This is a genomic window from Citrobacter sp. Cpa228 (assembly GCF_030333085.1).
Lineage (GTDB): Bacteria > Pseudomonadota > Gammaproteobacteria > Enterobacterales > Enterobacteriaceae > Citrobacter > Citrobacter pasteurii.
This window is the reverse complement of record NZ_JAOWGQ010000055.1, coordinates 14,987-34,933: the sequence shown is the minus strand read 5'-3', so window position 1 is coordinate 34,933 and position 19,947 is coordinate 14,987. Positions and strand designations below refer to the sequence as shown.

The window sequence follows — 19,947 nt, the reverse complement described above, 5'->3', positions numbered from 1 at the left end:
CGACGTTTCGCCCGAAGGTTGATATGAGCTTCGCTAATATCAGATGTTGGACGGCAGGCACCTTGTTGTGCGTCATTCGAAGTTTATGTAGCACGTCCCGAAGGGGCTGACATAAGAAGGTGAATGAGCCACTGGTTAATATTATGCAGCATCTGTGCCAATATTCAAAACACTTTATTAACACAATGATAAATATAGAAAATATGATTATTTATTTGAGAAATGATTTTGACCATTTTTCACCCACACCGTCGCCAATCAGCAACACCTGTAGCATTTAAAAACAAATTCTTTATAAATCAAAAAATTAAATGTCTCTTTTTGACGACAACGCCACCTCACCTATGTCGGCATTTCCCGACACTTTACTTTTAGGTGCAAGCGCTGAGTTTATTGCCGGATAGCGGCGTGAACGCCTTATCCGGCCTACAACCGCATTTCCCCGTAAGCCTGATAAGCGTAGCGTCATCAGACGGCAGACAAAAAAAAACCCCTCACGAGAGGGGCCTGATGATCATAGGCTAATTATCCAAGCTGTTTACGCGCGTTGCGGAAGATACGCATCCACGGGCTATCCTCGCCCCAGTTTTCCGGGTGCCAGGAGTTGCTCACGGTACGGAACACGCGTTCCGGGTGTGGCATCATAATGGTTACACGACCATTTTCGGTGGTAACAGCGGTAATACCGTTCGGCGAACCGTTCGGGTTAGCCGGATAGGTTTCGGTCACCTCACCGAAGTTATCAACGTAGCGCAGCGCCACCAGCCCTTTGCTCTCAAGCTGAGCCAAATGCGCATCGTCACGCACTTCTACGCGACCTTCTCCGTGAGAAACGGCAATCGGCATCATCGACCCCACCATATCGGCAAGCAGTAAAGATGGGCTTTGCGTCACTTCGACCAGGCTGAAGCGGGCTTCAAAGCGGTCGGAGTGGTTACGCACAAAGCGCGGCCACAGGTCGCTTCCGGGGATTAGCTCACGCAGGTTAGACATCATCTGACATCCGTTACACACGCCGAGTGCCAGCGTTTGCGGGCGATGGAAGAAGGTTTCGAACTCATCACGCACACGGTTGTTGAACAGAATTGACTTCGCCCAACCTTCGCCTGCGCCAAGCACATCGCCGTAAGAGAAGCCACCACAAGCCACCAGCGCCTGGAAGTTACCCAGGCCGATGCGTCCGCCCAGCAGGTCGCTCATGTGTACATCGATGGCGTCAAAGCCCGCACGGTGGAAAGCCGCCGCCATTTCGACGTGGGAGTTCACGCCCTGCTCGCGCAGCACGGCCACTTTCGGACGCGCGCCAGTGGCGATGTACGGCGCGGCAATATCTTCGTTGATATCAAACGACAGTTTAACGTTAAGGCCTGGGTCGGCATCGTTGGTTTTAGCATCGTGTTCCTGATCGGCACACTCCGGGTTGTCGCGCAGACGCTGCATCTGCCAGGTGGTTTCCGCCCACCACATACGCATCGTGGTACGACTTTCGCTGAACACCGCATGACCATCTGCTTCAACCACAAAGCGGTCGCCCTGCACGGCTTGACCCAGATAGTGCACGCAATCGGCCAGGCCATGTTGAGCCAGCAACGCCTCAACCGCGTCACGATCGGCTGCCCGAACCTGAATGACCGCGCCCAGCTCTTCGTTAAACAGCGCCGCCAGACGATCGTCACCCAGAGAGTGAATATCAGCTTCAATACCGCAGTGACCGGTGAAAGCCATTTCCGCCAGCGTAACCAGCAGTCCGCCGTCGGAACGGTCATGGTAGGCCAGCAGCTTACGCTGTGCGACCAGCGCCTGAATGGCGTCGTAGAAGCCTTTCAGCTGCTCTACGTTACGCACATCGGCAGGCTTATCCCCCAGTTGACGGTAAACCTGCGCCAGCGCCGTTGCGCCCAGCGCGTTGTGACCAAGACCAAGGTCAATCAGTAACAGGGCGTTGTCTTCAGTAGAAAGCTGCGGAGTGATGGTGTGACGCACATCTTCCACGCGGGCAAAGGCGGTGATCACCAGCGACAGCGGCGAGGTCATTTCACGCTGTTCGTTGCCTTCCTGCCAGCGGGTTTTCATCGACATAGAGTCTTTGCCCACCGGAATGGTCAGGCCAAGCGCCGGACATAATTCTTCCCCAACGGCTTTTACCGCTTCGTACAGCCCGGCGTCTTCGCCAGGGTGACCCGCAGCCGCCATCCAGTTGGCCGACAGTTTAATGCGTTTGATATCGCCAATCTGCGTTGCCGCAATGTTGGTCAGCGCCTCGCCTACCGCCAGACGCGCAGAGGCTGAGAAGTCGAGCAATGCGACTGGCGCGCGCTCGCCGAGAGACATCGCTTCACCGTAGTAGCTATCAAGGCTTGCAGTAGTGACCGCGCAGTTGGCGACCGGGATCTGCCATGGCCCCACCATCTGATCGCGCGCCACCATACCGGTAACGGTACGGTCGCCGATGGTCACGAGGAACGTTTTCTCCGCGACAGTCGGCAGATGCAGCACGCGGTTAACCGCATCTGCAATCGAGATTTCACTACGATTCAGTGCATCGCCTTTGGCTTTCAGCGTCTGCACATCGCGGGTCATTTTCGGCGTTTTGCCCAACAGCACATCGAGCGGCATGTCGATCGGCTGATTGTCGAAGTGGCTATCGCTCAGTGTCAGATGCTGTTCTTCGGTGGCTTCACCGATCACCGCATACGGCGCGCGCTCGCGCTTACACAGTTCGTCAAACAGCGGTAGCTGGTCGGCGGCAACCGCCAGCACATAGCGCTCCTGGGATTCGTTACACCAGATTTCCAGCGGGCTCATGCCCGGCTCGTCGCTGAGGATGTCACGCAGCTGGAACTTACCGCCGCGGCCGCCATCGCTGACCAGCTCCGGCATGGCGTTAGACAGGCCACCCGCGCCAACGTCATGGATAAACAGGATCGGGTTGGCATCGCCCATCTGCCAGCAGCGGTCGATAACTTCCTGGCAACGACGTTCCATTTCCGGGTTATCACGCTGTACAGAAGCGAAATCAAGATCGGCATCAGACTGGCCAGAAGCCATAGAGGAGGCTGCCCCGCCGCCAAGGCCAATGTTCATCGCCGGGCCGCCGAGGACGATCAGCTTGGCGCCAACGACGATCTCGCCCTTCTGCACGTGATCGGCACGGATGTTACCGATCCCGCCTGCCAGCATGATCGGTTTATGGTAACCGCGCAGCTCTTCGCCGTTATGGCTGTTGACCTTTTCTTCATAGGTACGGAAGTAGCCGGTCAGCGCCGGGCGACCAAATTCGTTGTTAAACGCCGCGCCGCCCAGCGGGCCTTCGGTCATGATGTCGAGCGCGGTGACAATACGATCCGGCTTACCAAAGTCCTCTTCCCAAGGCTGTTCAAAGCCAGGAATACGCAGGTTGGAGACGGAGAAGCCTACCAGCCCGGCTTTCGGTTTTGCACCACGACCGGTTGCACCCTCATCGCGGATTTCTCCGCCGGAGCCGGTTGCCGCACCTGGCCACGGAGAGATAGCCGTCGGGTGGTTATGAGTTTCTACCTTCATCAGGATGTGGGCTGGTTCCTGATGGAAATCGTAGCGGCCGGTTTTGTGATCGGCAAAATAGCGACCCACTTCAGAACCTTCCATTACCGCGGCGTTGTCTTTATAGGCAGACAACACGTGGTCCGGCGTGGTTTCGAAGGTATTCTTGATCATCTTGAACAGCGACTTAGGCTGTTGTTTACCGTCGATAACCCAGTCGGCGTTAAAAATCTTGTGGCGGCAGTGCTCGGAGTTAGCCTGCGCAAACATATACAGTTCAATGTCGTTCGGGTTGCGTCCCAGTTTGGTGAACGCATCCTGCAGATAGTCGATTTCGTCTTCCGCCAGCGCCAAACCCAGACGCAGGTTAGCGTCGATCAGCGCCTGGCGTCCCTCACCCAGCAGGTCAACGCTTAAGACCGGTGCTGGCTGGTGATGAACAAACAGTTTTTCGGCATCGTTCAGCGCAGGGAAAACCGTTTCCATCATGCGGTCGTGCAGTTCGTCGGCAACCATCTGCCACTGCTCAGAGGTCAGCGTAGAGGCCTCAACATACCAGGCAATGCCACGTTCCAGGCGGCTAATCTGCTGCAGGCCGCAGTTGTGGGCAATATCAGTCGCTTTAGAAGACCACGGGGAGATGGTGCCAGGGCGAGGCGTAACCAGCAGCAGTTTGCCTTCAGGGGCGTGGCTGTGAAGAGCAGGACCATATTTCAGCAGACGTGCTAGCTGCGCGTGCTCATCCTCATTCAACGGTGCATTCAGATCGGCAAAATGGACGTACTCGGCGTAAATATTGTGGACCTGGAGGTTGGCAGCCTGAAAACGTGCCAGCAGTTTGTTAATACGGAATGCAGACAGTGCAGGTGAACCACGCAGAATTTCCATCATAAGTCTCTCGTCTTCTAAGCTTTCGGTGTGCCCAAGTGGGGGAAACGGGCGTCATTATAAAGAATCTGGCGCGTCGACGAAACCGTTTGCGTCGAAATAAAATCACAACCATTTCTTATCATCAAATGCGGTCTGGTTTCTGAATAAGTTGCCAACTGGCGCAAGTTTAAGCAAAATGCCGCTCATTAATGACAACTTCACTTCTTAATCAGCACCACAGCAGGCAGAGAAAACGTACGGTTCAGAGAATTAACTAATTGAAAAAATTAAAGATTAATTATCTGTTCATCGGCATATTAACGCTGTTGTTGGCAGCGGCCCTTTGGCCATCTATCCCCTGGTTCGGTAAAGCCGACAATCGTATCGCCGCCATTCAGTCGCGGGGAGAGCTGCGCGTCAGTACCATCGACTCACCGCTCACTTATGCCACGCTTAATGGGAAAAAGTTTGGCCTGGATTACGAACTGACTAAAGCCTTCGCCAACTACCTGGGTGTGAAGCTGAAAATCACCGTACGCCAGAACATCAGCCAGCTTTTTGACGACCTGGATAACGGTAATGCCGATCTGTTAGCCGCAGGCCTGGTCTATAACAGCGAGCGCGTTAAAAATTATCAGCCGGGTCCGACCTACTATTCCGTATCGCAACAACTGGTGTATCGGGTTGGGCAATATCGCCCTCGCAGCCTTGCCAGTGTGACCGATAATCAGTTGACCATAGCCCCGGGACACGTGGTGATAAACGACCTCCAGCAGTTAAAAGAAAAAAAATACCCGGACCTGAGCTGGAACGTTGATGAGAAAAAGGGCACCACTGAACTGCTTGATGATGTTATCGCCGGAAAGCTGGATTACACCATTGCCGATTCCGTTGCCATCAGCTTATACCAGCGCGTTCATCCTGAGCTGGCCGTGGCGCTGGACGTCTCCGACGAACAGCCGGTGACCTGGTTTAGTCGTCTGGACGACGACAACACGCTATCTGCCGCGCTGTTGGATTTCTTTAATACCATGAATGAAGATGGTTCTTTGGCGCGACTGGAAGAGAAGTATCTTGGGCATGGCGATGATTTTGACTATGTCGATACCCGCACCTTTTTGCGCGCCGTAGACAGCGTATTACCGGACCTCAAGCCGCTCTTTGAGAAGTATGCGCAGGAGATAGACTGGCGACTGCTCGCGGCAATATCCTATCAGGAGTCACACTGGGACGCGCAGGCGACTTCCCCGACCGGTGTACGCGGGCTGATGATGCTGACCAAAAATACCGCCCAGAGTCTCGGGCTAACTGATCGTACCGACGCCGAACAAAGCATCAGCGGCGGCGCGCGGTATTTGCAGGACATGATGAGTAAAGTGCCGGATACTGTCCCCGAAGGAGAACGCATCTGGTTTGCACTTGCGGCCTACAACATGGGGTATGCGCACATGCTGGATGCCCGGGCGCTGACAGTGAAAACCAAAGGCAATCCGAACAGTTGGTCCGACGTAAAACAGCGTCTGCCGCTACTCAGCCAAAAGCCGTATTACAACAAGCTGACCTATGGCTATGCGCGCGGTCACGAGGCCTACGCCTATGTGGAAAACATCCGTAAATACCAGATTAGCCTGGTGGGGTATCTGCAGGAGAAAGAAAAACAGGCGCAGGAAACGCAGCAACTGGCTCAGAATTACCCTGCGGTGTCACCGACTGAGCTGTTGGGTAAAGATAAATTTCCACTTTCAGCCTTTCTGACTCAGACGTCGTCAAACTATCTGTCGCACTCCCCTTCTCTGCTGTTTTCAGCACAGAAGAAAGAGGACAAGTAGTCTGGTTGGTATTTACTGATTGGCGGATTTTTTCAGCGCTTTGATTTCCTGCCGACGCATGCGGAAAAAATCACTGAGCAGCGTGGCGCATTCATCCCGTAACACACCTTCGGTCACCTCAACCCGATGATTCATCCCAGGGTGATGCAGCACATCCATTAATGACCCGGCAGCGCCCGTTTTCGCATCGCGTGCGCCAAAAACCACCCGGCCAATACGACTATGGACCATCGCGCCTGCACACATCACGCACGGCTCCAGAGTGACGTACAGCGTGGCATCTAACAGACGGTAGTTTTGTAGTACCAGGCCGCCCTGACGCAGCGCCATAATCTCAGCGTGAGCAGTCGGATCATGGTGGCCGATCGGACGGTTCCAGCCTTCGCCAATCACGCGGTTGTTATGCACTAATACTGCACCCACCGGGACTTCACGCTCATCCCAGGCGCGTTTAGCCAGCGTTAAGGCGTGACGCATCCAGTATTCGTGGCTAAATTCAACTTCAGACAAAGGGGTTACTCCACCAATAAAAGCGGGCGCATTATACACAGACGCTATCGTTTACTCTATTCGAGTTGTTGCAGCTCTCCGCGCGGCGTGACGCGCCAGCGATGCTGGCAAAAAGAGAGCAACGGATTGTCCTGCTTACTGTCGCTATAGCCGCTGTAAAGAGACAGTGGTGCGCCAATCTGCCGCTCCAGTTGAGTGACTTTCTCATGGCCCAGGCAGCGCAGCGTCAGTACCCACCCGCCGTATCCCCGCGCCATTTTGCTGGCGATCAAATTGACACGCGGTAGCCACGGCGTGTCGAAGTAAACCTGCTCGACCAGCGACTGCGGAGAGCCAGTGATAAGCCAGATGTCAGCGTCAGAGCTTAACAGGTAGGTTGTCAGACGCTGCTGAACGAGCGGAAACGCCGTCACGTTACTGCGAAACCAGCGCACAAAGTTGGACTGATGCGCTTTCAGACGCGCCTCGCTGCGGCCAAAAGTGCATCCCCATAACAGCAGGCTCATTGGCCAGCGGGCGGCACGCCCTTGTATCAGCAATGCCAGCGCAATCACCGGTAACAGAGGTAGCACCAACAACGCGTTCAACGGCTGGCGACGCAGCAGATAACGTATAAAACTACCGAACATATCCTGCTGGTGTAAAGTGCCATCCAAATCAAAAAAGACAACGCGGCGCTGGTGATTGGTCAAACCTTAGTCCTCTGGATCGTTGAACCCCAATAGCCAGGTAAACAGGAACCCGGCGATAACTGCTACCAAATAGCCTAACAGATAGAACATCACTTTTCCGGCAACAATCGTCAGTGCCAGCGGTAATCCAGAGATGCCAAAGGTGATAACCGTCGCCACCTTCCAGTAGCTAATCAGCGCCCCACCTACCGCTCCGCCAAGGCAGGCACCGATAAACGGTCTACCTAACGGCAGCGTGACGCCAAAAATCAGCGGCTCGCCAATGCCCAGCAGCCCAACCGGCAGCGCACCTTTGATTACTTTTTTTAACCGCGCATTTCGGGTTTTCATCAGTACGGCAATGGAAGCACCAATTTGTCCGACGCCTGCCATCGCCAGGATAGGAAAGAGCGCGTTATAACCGTGTGCCTGAACCAGCTCAACATGGATGGGCACCAATCCCTGATGAAGTCCAGTGAGCACCAACGGCAGGAAGGTTCCTGCCAGCACGGCACCTACCGGGAAACCGCCGCGATCGATAGCCCAGGATGCGCCGTGAGCAATAGACTCAGAAATCCAGCCGCCAAGCGGTTGCAGCGCCACAATGGCGATTGTCCCGGTAATAAGGGTGGTCAGCAGTGGGTTGAGGATTAGCTCCAGCGATTCCGGCAACAGCTCGCGGAATTTGCGTTCGATCCAGCACATCAACGCCACCACCAGCAGCACCGCGATCACCCCGCCGCGCCCCGGCTGCAACGCTTCGCCAAACAGCGTGATTTGCGCCAGTTGCGGACTGGAGAGGATCCCCGCCATCACCCCGCCCATCGCCAGCGAACCGCCGAAGACTTTGGCGGTATTTACCCCGACCAGAATATTCATGATGGCAAACACGGCGCTGCCAAATATTCCCATCAGCCCAAGCATATTTGGATAGTGGGTCGCAAAATCCCCCACGATGTCCGGGCGCTTAAGGATGTTAATAATGCCGGTAATCAAACCGGAGGCAATAAATGCCGGAATAAGAGGGATAAAGACGTTCGCCAGCTTGCGCAGCGCATCGCTCATGGGCGCTTTGTACTTCGCTTTGGCCTCTGACTTCGTGCGCTCGATATCATTCGTATCTGCACCTTCGCCACTATCGGCAATCAGAGAGCGCATAGCATCCACCACCTTGGCCGCTTTACCGGGGCCGACAATGATCTGGTGCTGCGCGCCCTGCTTCACGTAGCCGCTGACACCGGGCAGTTGCCTGAGACGAGGGATATCGAGCTGTCCATCATCCTGAACTTCCACCCTGACGCGGGTCATACAGTTTTCCAGGCGCAGAATATTTTTCTCTCCGCCAACGCCCAGCAGAATATCGCTGGCCAGCACCGCCGTCTTATCCATATACACCTCTTAGTGTTCTAACGCCGCGCGTAAAAAACCCTGGTGAGCGGCAAGCTTTTCGCGGGCGGCAGCGGCATCCAGGCCTGTGAGCGCCATTAAAATAGCCGGCTTGACGTCAAAATCAGTCTGCTTTAGCAGCGCTTGCGCCTGTTCACGCGCAATGCCCGTGGCTTCAACCACCATACGGCACGCCCGATCGACCAGTTTGACGTTGGTTGCCTGCATGTCCACCATCAGGTTCTGATAAACCTTGCCAAACTTCACCATCGCCCCGGTGGAGATCATATTGAGCACCAGCTTTTGCGCGGTACCGGATTTCAGTCGCGTTGAGCCCGTCAGCGCCTCCGGCCCCACCACCGGGGAGATGGCAATATCCGCTTCATGTGCAATAGGTGAATCCGGATTGCAGGAAATAGCCGCCGTCGTACAACCTACCGAACGCGCATATTTCAGCCCGCCAATCACATACGGCGTACGACCTGAAGCCGCCAGTCCCACCACCAGATCCTGTGCGGTAAGATTGAGCGCACGCAGATCGTCTTCACCTAGCTGTGGGTTATCTTCCGCACCCTCAACCGCCTTCAGCAGCGCGCCCGGCCCACCGGCAATCAGCCCAACCACCAGACCGTGTGGAACGCCGAAGGTCGGTGGGCATTCAGACGCATCCAGTACCCCGAGACGCCCGCTGGTCCCCGCTCCCATGTAAATAATGCGGCCACCTGCTTTTAGCGCGTTAGCTGCCGCATCGACCGCGCACGCAACTTGAGGCAGAGTTGCTTTTACTGCTTCGGCTACCAGCGTATCCTGTTGATTAAAACGATGAACCAACTCCAGCGTGGAGAGCGCATCCAGGTCCATGGTCTGTGGATTGCGGGTTTCTGAAACTAATGCACCGAGATTCATTTTTTGTTCCTTAGGAATTTTTAATTCATAATAATCTGCCATAATGGAATATTATATTCATCCAGGCGAATGAAATTTTGTTTTGTAATCGCCATCACGTTTTCGCCAGGAGACAGCATGAACTGTTTAATTCGCATTCGTCAGCGTTACCCGGATCTCGCGCAAAGCGATAAAAAATTGGCGGATTATCTCCTTGCCCAGCCGGATACTGCGCGTCATCTCAGTTCGCAGCAGTTGGCCGCGGAGGCGGGTGTCAGTCAGTCCAGCGTGGTGAAGTTCGCGCAAAAGATGGGTTTTAAAGGATTTCCGGCACTCAAACTGGCGATCAGCGAAGCGCTGGCCAGCAATCCCAACCCCCATTCCATTCCGGTACATAATCAGATTCGCGGTGACGATCCTATGCGTCTGGTGGGGGAAAAGTTGATTCAGGAGAACGTGGCGGCGATGCATGCGACGCTGGACGTCAACAGCGAAGAGAAACTGATGGAGAGCGTCACAATGCTGCGTTCAGCCCGGCGCATTATCGTGACCGGGATTGGCGCATCGGGTCTGGTGGCGCAGAATTTTGCCTGGAAACTGCTAAAGATTGGTTTTAACGCGGTGGTTGAACGCGATATGCATGCCCTGTTGGCGGCAGTGCAGGCGCTTTCGCCCAACGATCTGCTGCTGGCCATTTCGTATACCGGCGAACGCCGTGAGCTCAACCTGGCTGCGGATGAAACGTTGCGCGCCGGAGCCAAAATTCTCGCCATCACCGGATTTACACCGAACGCCCTGCAGCAGCGCGCAAGCCATTGTCTGTACACGATTGCCGAGGAGCAGGCCACGCGTAGCGCAGCGATTTCCTCCACCCACGCGCAAATGATGCTGACTGATTTACTGTTTATGGCGCTGGTGCAGCAGGATCTGGAGCACGCCCCGGAACGCATTCGCCACAGCGAAGCTCTGGTAAAAAAACTGGTCTGAGCAAAGAATGCGCGTATAATGCCCGCCCGATTTGTGATGTTTTGAGAGTTTCCTGATGGCCCTGTTAATCACTAAAAAGTGTATCAATTGCGATATGTGCGAGCCCGAATGCCCGAATGAGGCAATCTCGATGGGTGACAGCATTTACGAGATTAACAGCGACAAATGTACGGAATGCGTAGGCCATTACGACACGCCAACCTGCCAGAAAGTGTGCCCGATCCCCAATACTATTTTGAAAGATCCGGCACATGTCGAAACGGAAGAGCAGTTGTGGGATAAGTTTGTGCTGATGCACCACGCCGATAAACTTTAACCGCGTCGCCATCCGACGATGAAGCCTGATGGCGCTAATGCTTATCAGGCCTACCCAGCCCCCGCAATAATCGTATTACCCGTAGGCCGGATAAGACGCTACGCGTCGCCATCCGGCAACGTGCAGAATCTAACTCTCGATAATCACCGTAGCGCAGGCGTAGTGACGCTCATCGGCCAGCGTCACATGCATATGCGCGACACCCAGTTTTTCCGCCAGTTTTAACGCCTCGCCCCATAACCGCAAACGCGGCTTACCAAGTTCATCGTTAAAAACTTCAAACTGATTAAACGCCAGACCGTTGCGAATACCCGTCCCGAAGGCTTTTGCTGCGGCCTCTTTTACCGCAAAGCGCTTTGCCAGAAAACGCACCGGTTGCTGATGCGTTTCCCAGATGGCCCATTCATTGTCACTCAGGACCCGTCTGGCCAGGCGTTCACCGGAGCGGGAGATCACCGCCTCGATCCGCGCAATCTCCACGATATCCGTGCCTAAACCCAGAATCGCCATTAGCCACGCGCTTCCAGCATCAGGCGTTTCATTTCCACCACGGCATCTTTCAGACCGCTCATCACCGCGCGTCCGATAATGGCATGGCCAATGTTCAACTCATGCATTTCCGGGATCCGCGCAATGGCTTTAACGTTGTGGTATGTCAGGCCGTGACCCGCATTCACCTTCAGGCCAAGGCTGGCGGCAAAAGTTGCCGCTTTGGCGATACGCGCCAGTTCGCTGGCCTGCTCTGCGTCGGTTTTCGCATCGGCGTAACAGCCGGTGTGAATTTCGATATACGGCGCGCCGACTTCGGCTGCGGCCTTAATCTGCTCTTCATCGGCATCGATAAACAGCGAAACCAGAATGCCAGCGTCCGCCAGGCGTTTGCAGGCATCGCGCATCTTGTCTCGCTGGCCGGCGACGTCCAGACCACCTTCCGTCGTGACTTCCTGACGTTTTTCCGGCACCAGGCAGCAAAAATGCGGCTTAGTCTCAACGGCAATCGCCAGCATCTCTTCGGTGACAGCCATTTCCAGATTCATGCGTGTATCCAGCGTCTGGCGCAAAATACGTACGTCGCGGTCGGTGATATGACGACGGTCTTCACGCAGGTGTACGGTAATACCGTCCGCGCCCGCCTGTTCAACGATAAACGCCGCCTGAACCGGATCCGGGTATGCGGTACCGCGTGCATTACGTAACGTGGCAATGTGGTCAATATTGACGCCTAACAGTAATTCAGCCATGACAATCCTCATTAATCATTATTTGTTTTTACTGCGCGTTTTGGCATAAATTGCCGGAACAGTTCCCGGCTTTTTAACGGCTTACCACCAAGATACGGCTTTAACGCCATGCGGGTAAAGCGTTTCGCGGCGCGTAACGTATCGACATCGGGAAATTCACGCGACTCAAGCGCTTTGAGATGGCGTCCGGTAAACGTGTTGTTATCAATAACAACGCTGGCAATAAACCCTTTTTCTTCCCGGTAACGATAGGTCATGGTGTCGTCTACCGGCTCGCCGCTGCCCGCACAGTGGGTAAAATCGACGCCGTATCCCAGATGTCCAAGTAAGGCCAGCTCAAAGCGACGCAGCGCAGGCTCTGGCGAACCTGTCGCACCAGCCAGCGCCTGAATACAGTTCAGATAATCGAAAAAGAGTTCAGAAAAGCGGGTCTCGTATTCAAGGACGCGCGAGACAAGCTCGTTGATATACAAGCCGCTGTACAGCGTGATACCGCTAAGAGGGAGTGCCAGAGAAACGGCTTCAGCACTACGTAGAGTTTTGACCTCACCACGTCCACCAAAGCGAAGCAACAACGGGGTAAAAGGCTGGAGTGCGCCTTTCAGATTGGAACGTTTAGAACGTGCGCCTTTGGCGACAAGGCGCACGCGACCCGACTCTTCCGTGAAGACGTCCAGCACGAGACTGGTTTCGCTCCAGGGGCGACTATGCAAGACAAAGGCTCGTTGCCATCCTTCCATATACTCGCCGTGTTTCAGAAGATGGGTTTAGACGTCGTCGCCGTAACCGAGGCTACGCAGCGCGCGTTCGTCATCGGCCCAGCCAGATTTTACTTTCACCCACAGTTCGAGGTGAACGGGCGCTTCGAACATCTCCTGCATGTCTTTACGCGCTTCGATGCCGATGGTTTTAATTTTGGCCCCTTTGTTGCCAATAACCATCTTCTTCTGCCCTTCACGTTCAACGAGGATCAGACCGTTAATATCGTAGCCACCACGCTCGTTGGAGATAAAACGCTCAATCTCAACGGTTACGGAATACGGCAATTCAGCGCCGAGGAAACGCATCAGCTTTTCGCGGATGATTTCAGAAGCCATAAACCGCTGAGAACGGTCAGTGATGTAATCTTCCGGGAAGTGATGAATAGCTTCCGGCAGATGCTTACGTACGATGCCCGCAACGGTATCAACATTCAGGCCAGTCTCGGCAGAGATCGGGACGATATCGAGGAAGTTCATCTGGCTTGCCAGGAACTGCAGGTGCGGCAGCAGATCGGCTTTTTCCTGAACGTTGTCAACTTTGTTCACGGCCAGAATTACCGGCGCTTTACCGTCGCGCAGCTTGTTAAGCACCATTTCGTCGTCCGGCGTCCAGCGCGTGCCTTCGACAACGAAAATAACCAGTTCAACATCACCAATCGAGCTGCTCGCCGCTTTATTCATCAGGCGGTTGATGGCGCGCTTTTCTTCCATGTGCAGGCCCGGGGTATCAACATAAATCGCCTGATACGCACCTTCGGTATGAATACCGACAATGCGGTGACGTGTTGTCTGCGCCTTACGTGAGGTGATGGAAATCTTCTGCCCAAGCAGATTATTCAACAGGGTGGATTTGCCGACGTTCGGGCGACCGACGATGGCAATAAATCCGCAGTAAGTTGTATCGATGCTCATTCCAGCTCCAGTTTTTTCAACGCCTGTTCGGCGGCAGCCTGCTCAGCCTTACGACGGCTCGAACCTGTGCCAACCACCGGTTCACTCAGGCCGCTGACCTGGCAGTGGATAGTAAATTCTTGATCGTGTGCTTCACCACGAACCTGCACCACCAGATAAGACGGCAGCGGCAAGTGGCGACCCTGCAAATATTCCTGCAGGCGCGTTTTCGGATCTTTTTGTTTATCGCCTGGGCTAATTTCATCCAGACGAGTCTGATACCAGTTCAGGATCAGCTGTTCAACGGTTTGAATATCGCTGTCGAGGAAGACGCCGCCGATCAACGCTTCGACGGTATCGGCCAGAATTGATTCGCGACGAAAACCGCCGCTTTTCAGCTCGCCCGGTCCCAGGCGTAAACATTCACCGAGGTCAAATTCACGGGCTAATTCAGCCAGCGTATTTCCACGCACCAGCGTGGCGCGCATGCGGCTCATGTCACCTTCGTCCACACGCGGGAAACGGTGATACAGCGCATTCGCAATAACAAAGCTCAAAATAGAGTCGCCCAGAAATTCTAAACGCTCGTTATGTTTGCTGCTGGCACTACGGTGAGTTAATGCCTGCTGCAACAGCTCCTGATGATTAAAAGTGTAGCCCAGCTTCCGTTGAAGCCGATTAATTACGATGGGATTCATGCGATACCAATAAATGAATGCGTCAACAATTCAGCACACGAAACAGACCTGATATACATCCGTCATTAGAGAAACCAACGCTGTTTCGTGTGCCGTGGCAACCTGACGGTGCCAACCTAAAACTTCGGGGGAATATTCTATACACAACGACAAGGGATGTCGTTAGTCTGAGGGAATTAATCCGAGAAATAATTCACGCTGTTGTTATTAAGACAACAGCGTGAACCATTATCAGCAATTAGTGGATGCCACCAATGCGGCTCAAACGAACGCCTGTTGGCCACTCACCTTCTTGTTTGTCGAAACTCATCCAGATAGCGGTCGCTTTACCCACCAGATTTGCTTCCGGTACAAATCCCCAATAACGGCTGTCCGCGCTGTTGTCACGGTTATCGCCCATCATGAAGTAATGCCCCGGAGGAACGATCCAGGTGGCTAACTGCTGACCCGGCTGACGGTAATACATCCCCACCTGATCCTGCGCGATTGGCACCATCAGAATGCGGTGTGTTACCTCACCCAGCGTTTCTTTACGCTCGGTCAGGCGAATACCGTTGTCTTTCGTTTCATTCAGCGGAACGTCAAAGAAACCGCTGGTCGCTTCCCCGCCGTTGCGGCGAGCAAACGTCTGTACAAAATCACTTGGCTGAACATCAGAGTACGTTACCGGCAGCGCGTTTTCACACGCCTGACCAGAACTGCATCCAGGCTGAATCGTCACCTCTTTCGCCACCGGATCATACGTCACTTTGTCTCCCGGTAAACCGACAGCGCGTTTGATGTAGTCCAGACGCGGATCTTCCGGGTATTTAAATACCACGATATCACCGCGTTTCGGATGGCCGGTTTCGATCAGCGTTTTCTGATAAATAGGATCTTTAATTCCGTAGGCAAATTTCTCTACCAGAATAAAATCACCAATCAACAGTGTTGGCATCATCGAACCCGACGGGATCTGGAACGGCTCATAAATAAATGAACGCACCACCAGCACAATAGCCAGTACCGGGAAAACAGACGCACCGGTTTCCAGCCAGCCCGGCTTAGGGGCAACTTTTTTCAGCGTTGCTTTATCCAGTGAATCGCCTGCAGCGGCCTGTGCCGCAGCCTGGCGCTCCCGGCGTTTTGGCGCGAAGACAAACTTATCTACACACCATAAAATGCCCGTCACCAGTGTGGCAATCACCAGAATCAGGGCAAACATGTTCGCCATGCCAACTCCTTAAGATTATTTGCTGTCTTTACCGACATGCAGAATAGCGAGGAAGGCTTCCTGCGGCAGTTCGACGTTACCGATCTGCTTCATTCGCTTTTTACCCTCTTTCTGTTTTTGCAGCAGCTTTTTCTTACGGCTGATATCGCCACCGTAGCACTTAGCCAGAACGTTTTTACGCAGCTGCTTCACCGTTGAACGCGCAATGATGTGCGTACCAATGGCCGCCTGAATTGCGATATCAAACTGTTGGCGAGGGATCAGATCTTTCATCTTCTCGACCAGTTCACGGCCACGGCTCTGGGAGTTATCGCGGTGGGTAATCAGTGCCAGTGCATCGACGCGTTCGTTGTTGATGAGAACATCAACGCGCACCATGTCAGACGCCTGGAAGCGTTTGAAGTTATAATCCAGCGACGCGTAACCACGAGAGGTCGACTTCAGACGATCGAAGAAGTCGAGCACCACTTCCGCCATCGGGATTTCATAGGTCAACGCAACCTGGTTACCGTGGTAAACCATGTTGGTCTGTACACCACGCTTCTCGATACACAGCGTAATAACGTTGCCGAGGTATGCCTGCGGCAGCAGCATATGACATTCAGCAATCGGCTCGCGCAGTTCGTAAATGTTATTCAGCGGCGGCAGCTTGGACGGGCTATCGACGTAGATAGTCTCTTTCGCGGTGGTTTCCACTTCGTAAACTACGGTCGGCGCAGTGGTGATCAGATCCAGATCGTATTCACGTTCCAGACGCTCCTGAATGATCTCCATGTGCAGCAGCCCCAGGAAGCCACAGCGGAAGCCGAAGCCCAGCGCGGTAGAACTTTCCGGCTCGTAGAACAGGGAAGCATCGTTGAGGCTCAGCTTACCAAGCGCATCACGGAAGTTTTCGTAGTCGTCGGAGCTGACCGGGAACAGACCCGCATATACCTGCGGCTTCACTTTTTTAAAGCCAGGCAGGGGTTTATCTGCCGGGTTACGAGCCAGCGTCAGGGTATCGCCTACCGGTGCGCCGAGGATGTCTTTAATAGCGCAAACTAACCAACCTACCTCGCCACACTTCAGTTCTGTACGGTCAACCTGCTTCGGCGTAAAGATCCCCAGGCGGTCGGCGTTGTAAACCTGCCCGGTGCTCATCACTTTAATTTTGTCGCCTTTACGCATGGTGCCGTTTTTAATACGCACCAGCGAGACCACACCGAGATAGTTGTCGAACCAGGAGTCGATAATCAGCGCTTGTAACGGGCCTTCCGGGTCGCCTTCCGGCGGCGGAATATCACGCACCAGACGTTCAAGAACGTCGGTCACGCCAACGCCGGTTTTCGCCGAGCAACGGACAGCGTCAGCCGCATCGATACCGACGATATCTTCAATCTCTTCCGCCACACGCTCTGGATCGGCGGCTGGCAGGTCAATTTTGTTCAGTACCGGCACCACTTCCAGATCCATTTCCATGGCGGTATAGCAGTTAGCCAGTGTTTGCGCTTCAACACCCTGCCCGGCATCAACGACCAACAGTGCGCCTTCACAGGCGGCAAGAGAGCGTGAAACTTCATAAGAGAAGTCAACGTGGCCCGGGGTGTCGATAAAGTTAAGCTGGTAGGTTTCACCATCAGATGCTTTAAAATCGAGCGTCACGCTCTGCGCTTTGATAGTAATACCGCGCTCACGCTCAAGATCCATCGAGTCGAGAACCTGCGCTTCCATTTCACGGTCAGACAGGCCACCGCAGATCTGGATAATACGGTCAGACAGCGTCGATTTACCGTGGTCGATGTGAGCTATGATTGAAAAGTTACGTATGTTCTTCATATAGTGTAATTATTGTGCCTTACGCCTGCCTGGGCAGGCTCTGAGAAGTCGCTGTTCTGAGCTTAACGTCTGTTTTAGTGAAACGCCGCATTCTACACTACATCGCTGAGGCGAGGAAATGTTCATAGAGCAAGGATAGCGGGAACTGGAAACAACTTTGCAAAGTCAGTGAAACTTTTGCCGGATGGCGGCATAAACGCCTTATCCGGCCTACCTCTGCATCTGAGGACGCTGTCGGCCTGATAAGCGCAGCGCCATCAGGCAAAGATATCACTGCTGGGTTTCAACACGAATCAGATCAGGCGGGAGAGCTACGTTGAGAATAACCGGTTGCCAGGCTTTGCGCTCAGCAAGCTTACGGGAATATCCTCGCGCAATCAGGAATCCCCCCACGCCGCCCAGTATCGCCCCGCTGAGTGCGGCGATATCACTGCCAAACAGCACCTGAAACAGCGCAGCAAAAATAAAGAGTCCCGCCAGCGGAGACATATAAACCAGCATCGCCGAGCCTAACAGGCTCCCTTCGGCAATACCCAGTTCAACTTTCTGCCCTGGCGTCAGCGGTTCATCGCTGGGTACCACGATAGTATGCGTTGTTTGCGGCCCCAGTTTGTTCAGCACACGACTGCCGCATCCAGCCCGCGAGGCGCAGCTGCTACACGATGCTTTAACATCGCAGCTGACCGTTGCCAGACCATTTTGCCAGGAAACAACCGTTGCCCATTCTTTAATCATTGCGCGGCCCTGAACTTGATATTGTCTGCAATACGCTTCGCCGTTTGCGGCGGAAGCTCACCGACGATAGTGATTTCGGCATTATCCCGCACGGTAGTACTGACCGTTCGACGTCCGGTACGCAGCAGCTGATCGGCGCTGTTTTGCGACGCACGGTTCACGTTCACAGAAAAACTGAACAGGCCATCAGAATACAGGCGCGATTCAATCGGCATGTTATCCATTGTCGGCAGTGGACGTCGGCTGCTGGAGACCTCACTGAATCCTTGTGGTAACCACGATGGACTCCAGTTGAAGTTCGTTTTCTCCCCCGCAGGAACTGACAGTAACGGCGGCAGATTGGCTTTCGCCAGCGTCTGCATGCTGTCGCTGACACCGTTGTTAACAGTAAAGGCGATAACGCGGAACTGTTCCAGCGTTTCGCCATCCCGATCGAGGAGATCGACACGCATTGGCAGCTTGGTTTCGGTGTCCATCCAGACGATGTAGCTGTAACGCGTACCGTCACGCGCTACCACGCGGATAACTTCGCAGAGTCGGTCTGCAATACGCGTGCGTCCTACCGCGATAAAATCATAGTAAGGTGCAAGACGTTTAAAGTCGGTGTAAATCAGGGATGGCAGAGAATCAACGATATAGTCGCCATTCAGCGTGAACGGTTCAAGTCCTGGCTCAAAGTAACTGATTTCGTTGCCACGTTGCACCACTTCCCGGCGCGGTCCATCCATTTGCAACAGTTGCGCGAGCGGACGGTTATCCAGGCGGGCATGGCGATAACGTAGGGATTCAACACCCTGCTTATTGATGCTGACAAATGACAGCTCATAGGTGAGCGACTGGCTGGCCAGATTCATCTGCTGCAACAACGCCCCGGACGCAGGATTGGCCGAGGCGTTTACAGAGAAGAACAGGCTACCAGCCACAAGTGACATGGCAAACCAAAGTTGCTTCATTACTGCGATTGCGTTCCTAAAGTTTGAATTCCTGGCACCTGGACAGCGGCTTGCTGTGTTTGCGCCTGCTCAAACTGAAGCTGTTCGGAGTGCAGTCGACGTTGCAGTTCGTAATCCTGCAACATGGCATTAATACGACGACGCTGCTCCTGTACCTGCTGTTGCTGACCGCCGCTGGCCGTCGCGTCAGAAGGTACACCCAGGCTCACCGGACTGGCTTTACCCATCATCGGTAATGTATTAAATACCGGCGTTTCGGGCTGCTGGGACGTTTCAGATTGTCCATTATAGTGCTGGACGCCAACAATAACTGCAAGTGATACACACGCGGCCACACCCATTTGGGTAAGCTGCGCGACCCACGGACGCATTTTCTTCCAGAATGGCATCTTCTGCCACTGATGCGGTGCTGGCTGGGCCTCAGGAATCAATGGCACCGCCTGACGTACTGGCTCATCTGCGATAGCAGCCATTACGCGGTCGGAAATATCGAAATGGAGAACGTCGGCGGTATCACCTCGCATGGAATCGCGAATCAGGTGATAACTCTCCCAGGTTTTTTGCATTTCCGGGTCATGAGCCAGCTCTTTGAGTAACTCAGTGTCCAGCGTTTCGCCATCCATTAAAGCGGAAAGTTTTTCTTTCTGCATGCCTAATACCTTTT

18 protein-coding genes are annotated in these 19,947 nt (G+C 54.0%); 3 read left to right on the top strand and 15 right to left on the bottom strand.

Annotated features, from left to right (window positions below; translation table 11 throughout):
* Positions 1-525 precede the first annotated feature (525 nt).
* Positions 526-4,413, bottom strand: coding sequence for a phosphoribosylformylglycinamidine synthase (gene purL, locus OGX91_RS18750; protein ID WP_199946805.1), 3,888 nt, complete (start codon positions 4,411-4,413; stop codon positions 526-528).
* A 257-nt stretch (positions 4,414-4,670) separates the two neighbouring features.
* Here purL and mltF point away from each other — a divergent pair, with 257 nt between their 5' ends.
* Positions 4,671-6,221: a membrane-bound lytic murein transglycosylase MltF gene (gene mltF / locus OGX91_RS18745; RefSeq protein ID WP_040233426.1), complete on the top strand. Its 1,551-nt coding sequence runs from the start codon at positions 4,671-4,673 to the stop codon at positions 6,219-6,221.
* Positions 6,222-6,233: 12 nt separating this feature from the next.
* On the opposite strand, the gene tadA is transcribed toward mltF, so the two are convergent.
* From tadA to murQ, 4 genes are read right to left on the bottom strand one after another with little or no spacing between them, the layout of a single operon-like run.
* Positions 6,234-6,770 (bottom strand): tRNA adenosine(34) deaminase TadA, encoded by a 537-nt coding sequence (tadA, locus tag OGX91_RS18740; protein WP_072041501.1) that lies wholly within the window; start codon positions 6,768-6,770, stop codon positions 6,234-6,236.
* 17 nt (positions 6,771-6,787) lie between these two features.
* A complete protein-coding gene (yfhb, locus tag OGX91_RS18735) occupies positions 6,788-7,423 on the bottom strand; it encodes a phosphatidylglycerophosphatase C (protein ID WP_040233423.1) in 636 nt (211 codons plus the stop codon).
* A 3-nt stretch (positions 7,424-7,426) separates the two neighbouring features.
* Positions 7,427-8,791 (bottom strand): PTS transporter subunit EIIC, encoded by a 1,365-nt coding sequence (locus OGX91_RS18730; RefSeq protein WP_286627156.1) that lies wholly within the window; start codon positions 8,789-8,791, stop codon positions 7,427-7,429.
* A gap of 9 nt (positions 8,792-8,800) precedes the next feature.
* Positions 8,801-9,694 (bottom strand): N-acetylmuramic acid 6-phosphate etherase, encoded by an 894-nt coding sequence (gene murQ / locus OGX91_RS18725; protein ID WP_040233419.1) that lies wholly within the window; start codon positions 9,692-9,694, stop codon positions 8,801-8,803.
* Positions 9,695-9,811: 117 nt separating this feature from the next.
* Here murQ and OGX91_RS18720 point away from each other — a divergent pair, with 117 nt between their 5' ends.
* Positions 9,812-10,660: a MurR/RpiR family transcriptional regulator gene (locus OGX91_RS18720; RefSeq protein WP_005130317.1), complete on the top strand. Its 849-nt coding sequence runs from the start codon at positions 9,812-9,814 to the stop codon at positions 10,658-10,660.
* Between the two features lie 55 nt (positions 10,661-10,715).
* Positions 10,716-10,976, top strand: a complete 261-nt coding sequence (locus OGX91_RS18715) for a YfhL family 4Fe-4S dicluster ferredoxin (protein WP_003037590.1) — start codon at positions 10,716-10,718, stop codon at positions 10,974-10,976.
* A gap of 129 nt (positions 10,977-11,105) precedes the next feature.
* Here OGX91_RS18715 and acpS read toward each other — a convergent pair whose 3' ends face one another.
* The 10 genes from acpS to rseA form a co-directional block, all read right to left on the bottom strand.
* Positions 11,106-11,486, bottom strand: a complete 381-nt coding sequence (acpS, locus tag OGX91_RS18710; RefSeq protein WP_005130319.1) for a holo-ACP synthase — start codon at positions 11,484-11,486, stop codon at positions 11,106-11,108.
* Positions 11,486-12,217, bottom strand: a complete 732-nt coding sequence (gene pdxJ / locus OGX91_RS18705; protein ID WP_005130320.1) for a pyridoxine 5'-phosphate synthase — start codon at positions 12,215-12,217, stop codon at positions 11,486-11,488. Before pdxJ ends, acpS begins: the two co-directional genes overlap by 1 nt.
* Before the next feature lie 11 nt (positions 12,218-12,228).
* The gene (gene recO, locus OGX91_RS18700; protein ID WP_003037583.1) at positions 12,229-12,957 is read right to left on the bottom strand and encodes a DNA repair protein RecO; all 729 of its coding nucleotides are present in this window, start codon (positions 12,955-12,957) and stop codon (positions 12,229-12,231) included.
* A 27-nt stretch (positions 12,958-12,984) separates the two neighbouring features.
* A complete protein-coding gene (gene era / locus OGX91_RS18695) occupies positions 12,985-13,890 on the bottom strand; it encodes a GTPase Era (RefSeq protein WP_005130325.1) in 906 nt (301 codons plus the stop codon).
* Positions 13,887-14,567: a ribonuclease III gene (gene rnc, locus OGX91_RS18690; protein ID WP_003037579.1), complete on the bottom strand. Its 681-nt coding sequence runs from the start codon at positions 14,565-14,567 to the stop codon at positions 13,887-13,889. Before rnc ends, era begins: the two co-directional genes overlap by 4 nt.
* Positions 14,568-14,805: 238 nt before the next feature.
* A complete protein-coding gene (gene lepB / locus OGX91_RS18685; RefSeq protein ID WP_005130326.1) occupies positions 14,806-15,780 on the bottom strand; it encodes a signal peptidase I in 975 nt (324 codons plus the stop codon).
* Between the two features lie 15 nt (positions 15,781-15,795).
* Entirely contained in the window at positions 15,796-17,595 is a 1,800-nt protein-coding gene (lepA, locus tag OGX91_RS18680) for a translation elongation factor 4 (protein ID WP_005130327.1), read from the bottom strand.
* A gap of 270 nt (positions 17,596-17,865) precedes the next feature.
* Positions 17,866-18,330 (bottom strand): SoxR-reducing system protein RseC, encoded by a 465-nt coding sequence (rseC, locus tag OGX91_RS18675; RefSeq protein ID WP_005130330.1) that lies wholly within the window; start codon positions 18,328-18,330, stop codon positions 17,866-17,868.
* A complete protein-coding gene (gene rseB, locus OGX91_RS18670; RefSeq protein ID WP_005130331.1) occupies positions 18,327-19,283 on the bottom strand; it encodes a sigma-E factor regulatory protein RseB in 957 nt (318 codons plus the stop codon). Before rseB ends, rseC begins: the two co-directional genes overlap by 4 nt.
* Positions 19,283-19,933, bottom strand: a complete 651-nt coding sequence (rseA, locus tag OGX91_RS18665) for an anti-sigma-E factor RseA (protein ID WP_286627151.1) — start codon at positions 19,931-19,933, stop codon at positions 19,283-19,285. Before rseA ends, rseB begins: the two co-directional genes overlap by 1 nt.
* Positions 19,934-19,947: the final 14 nt, after the last annotated feature.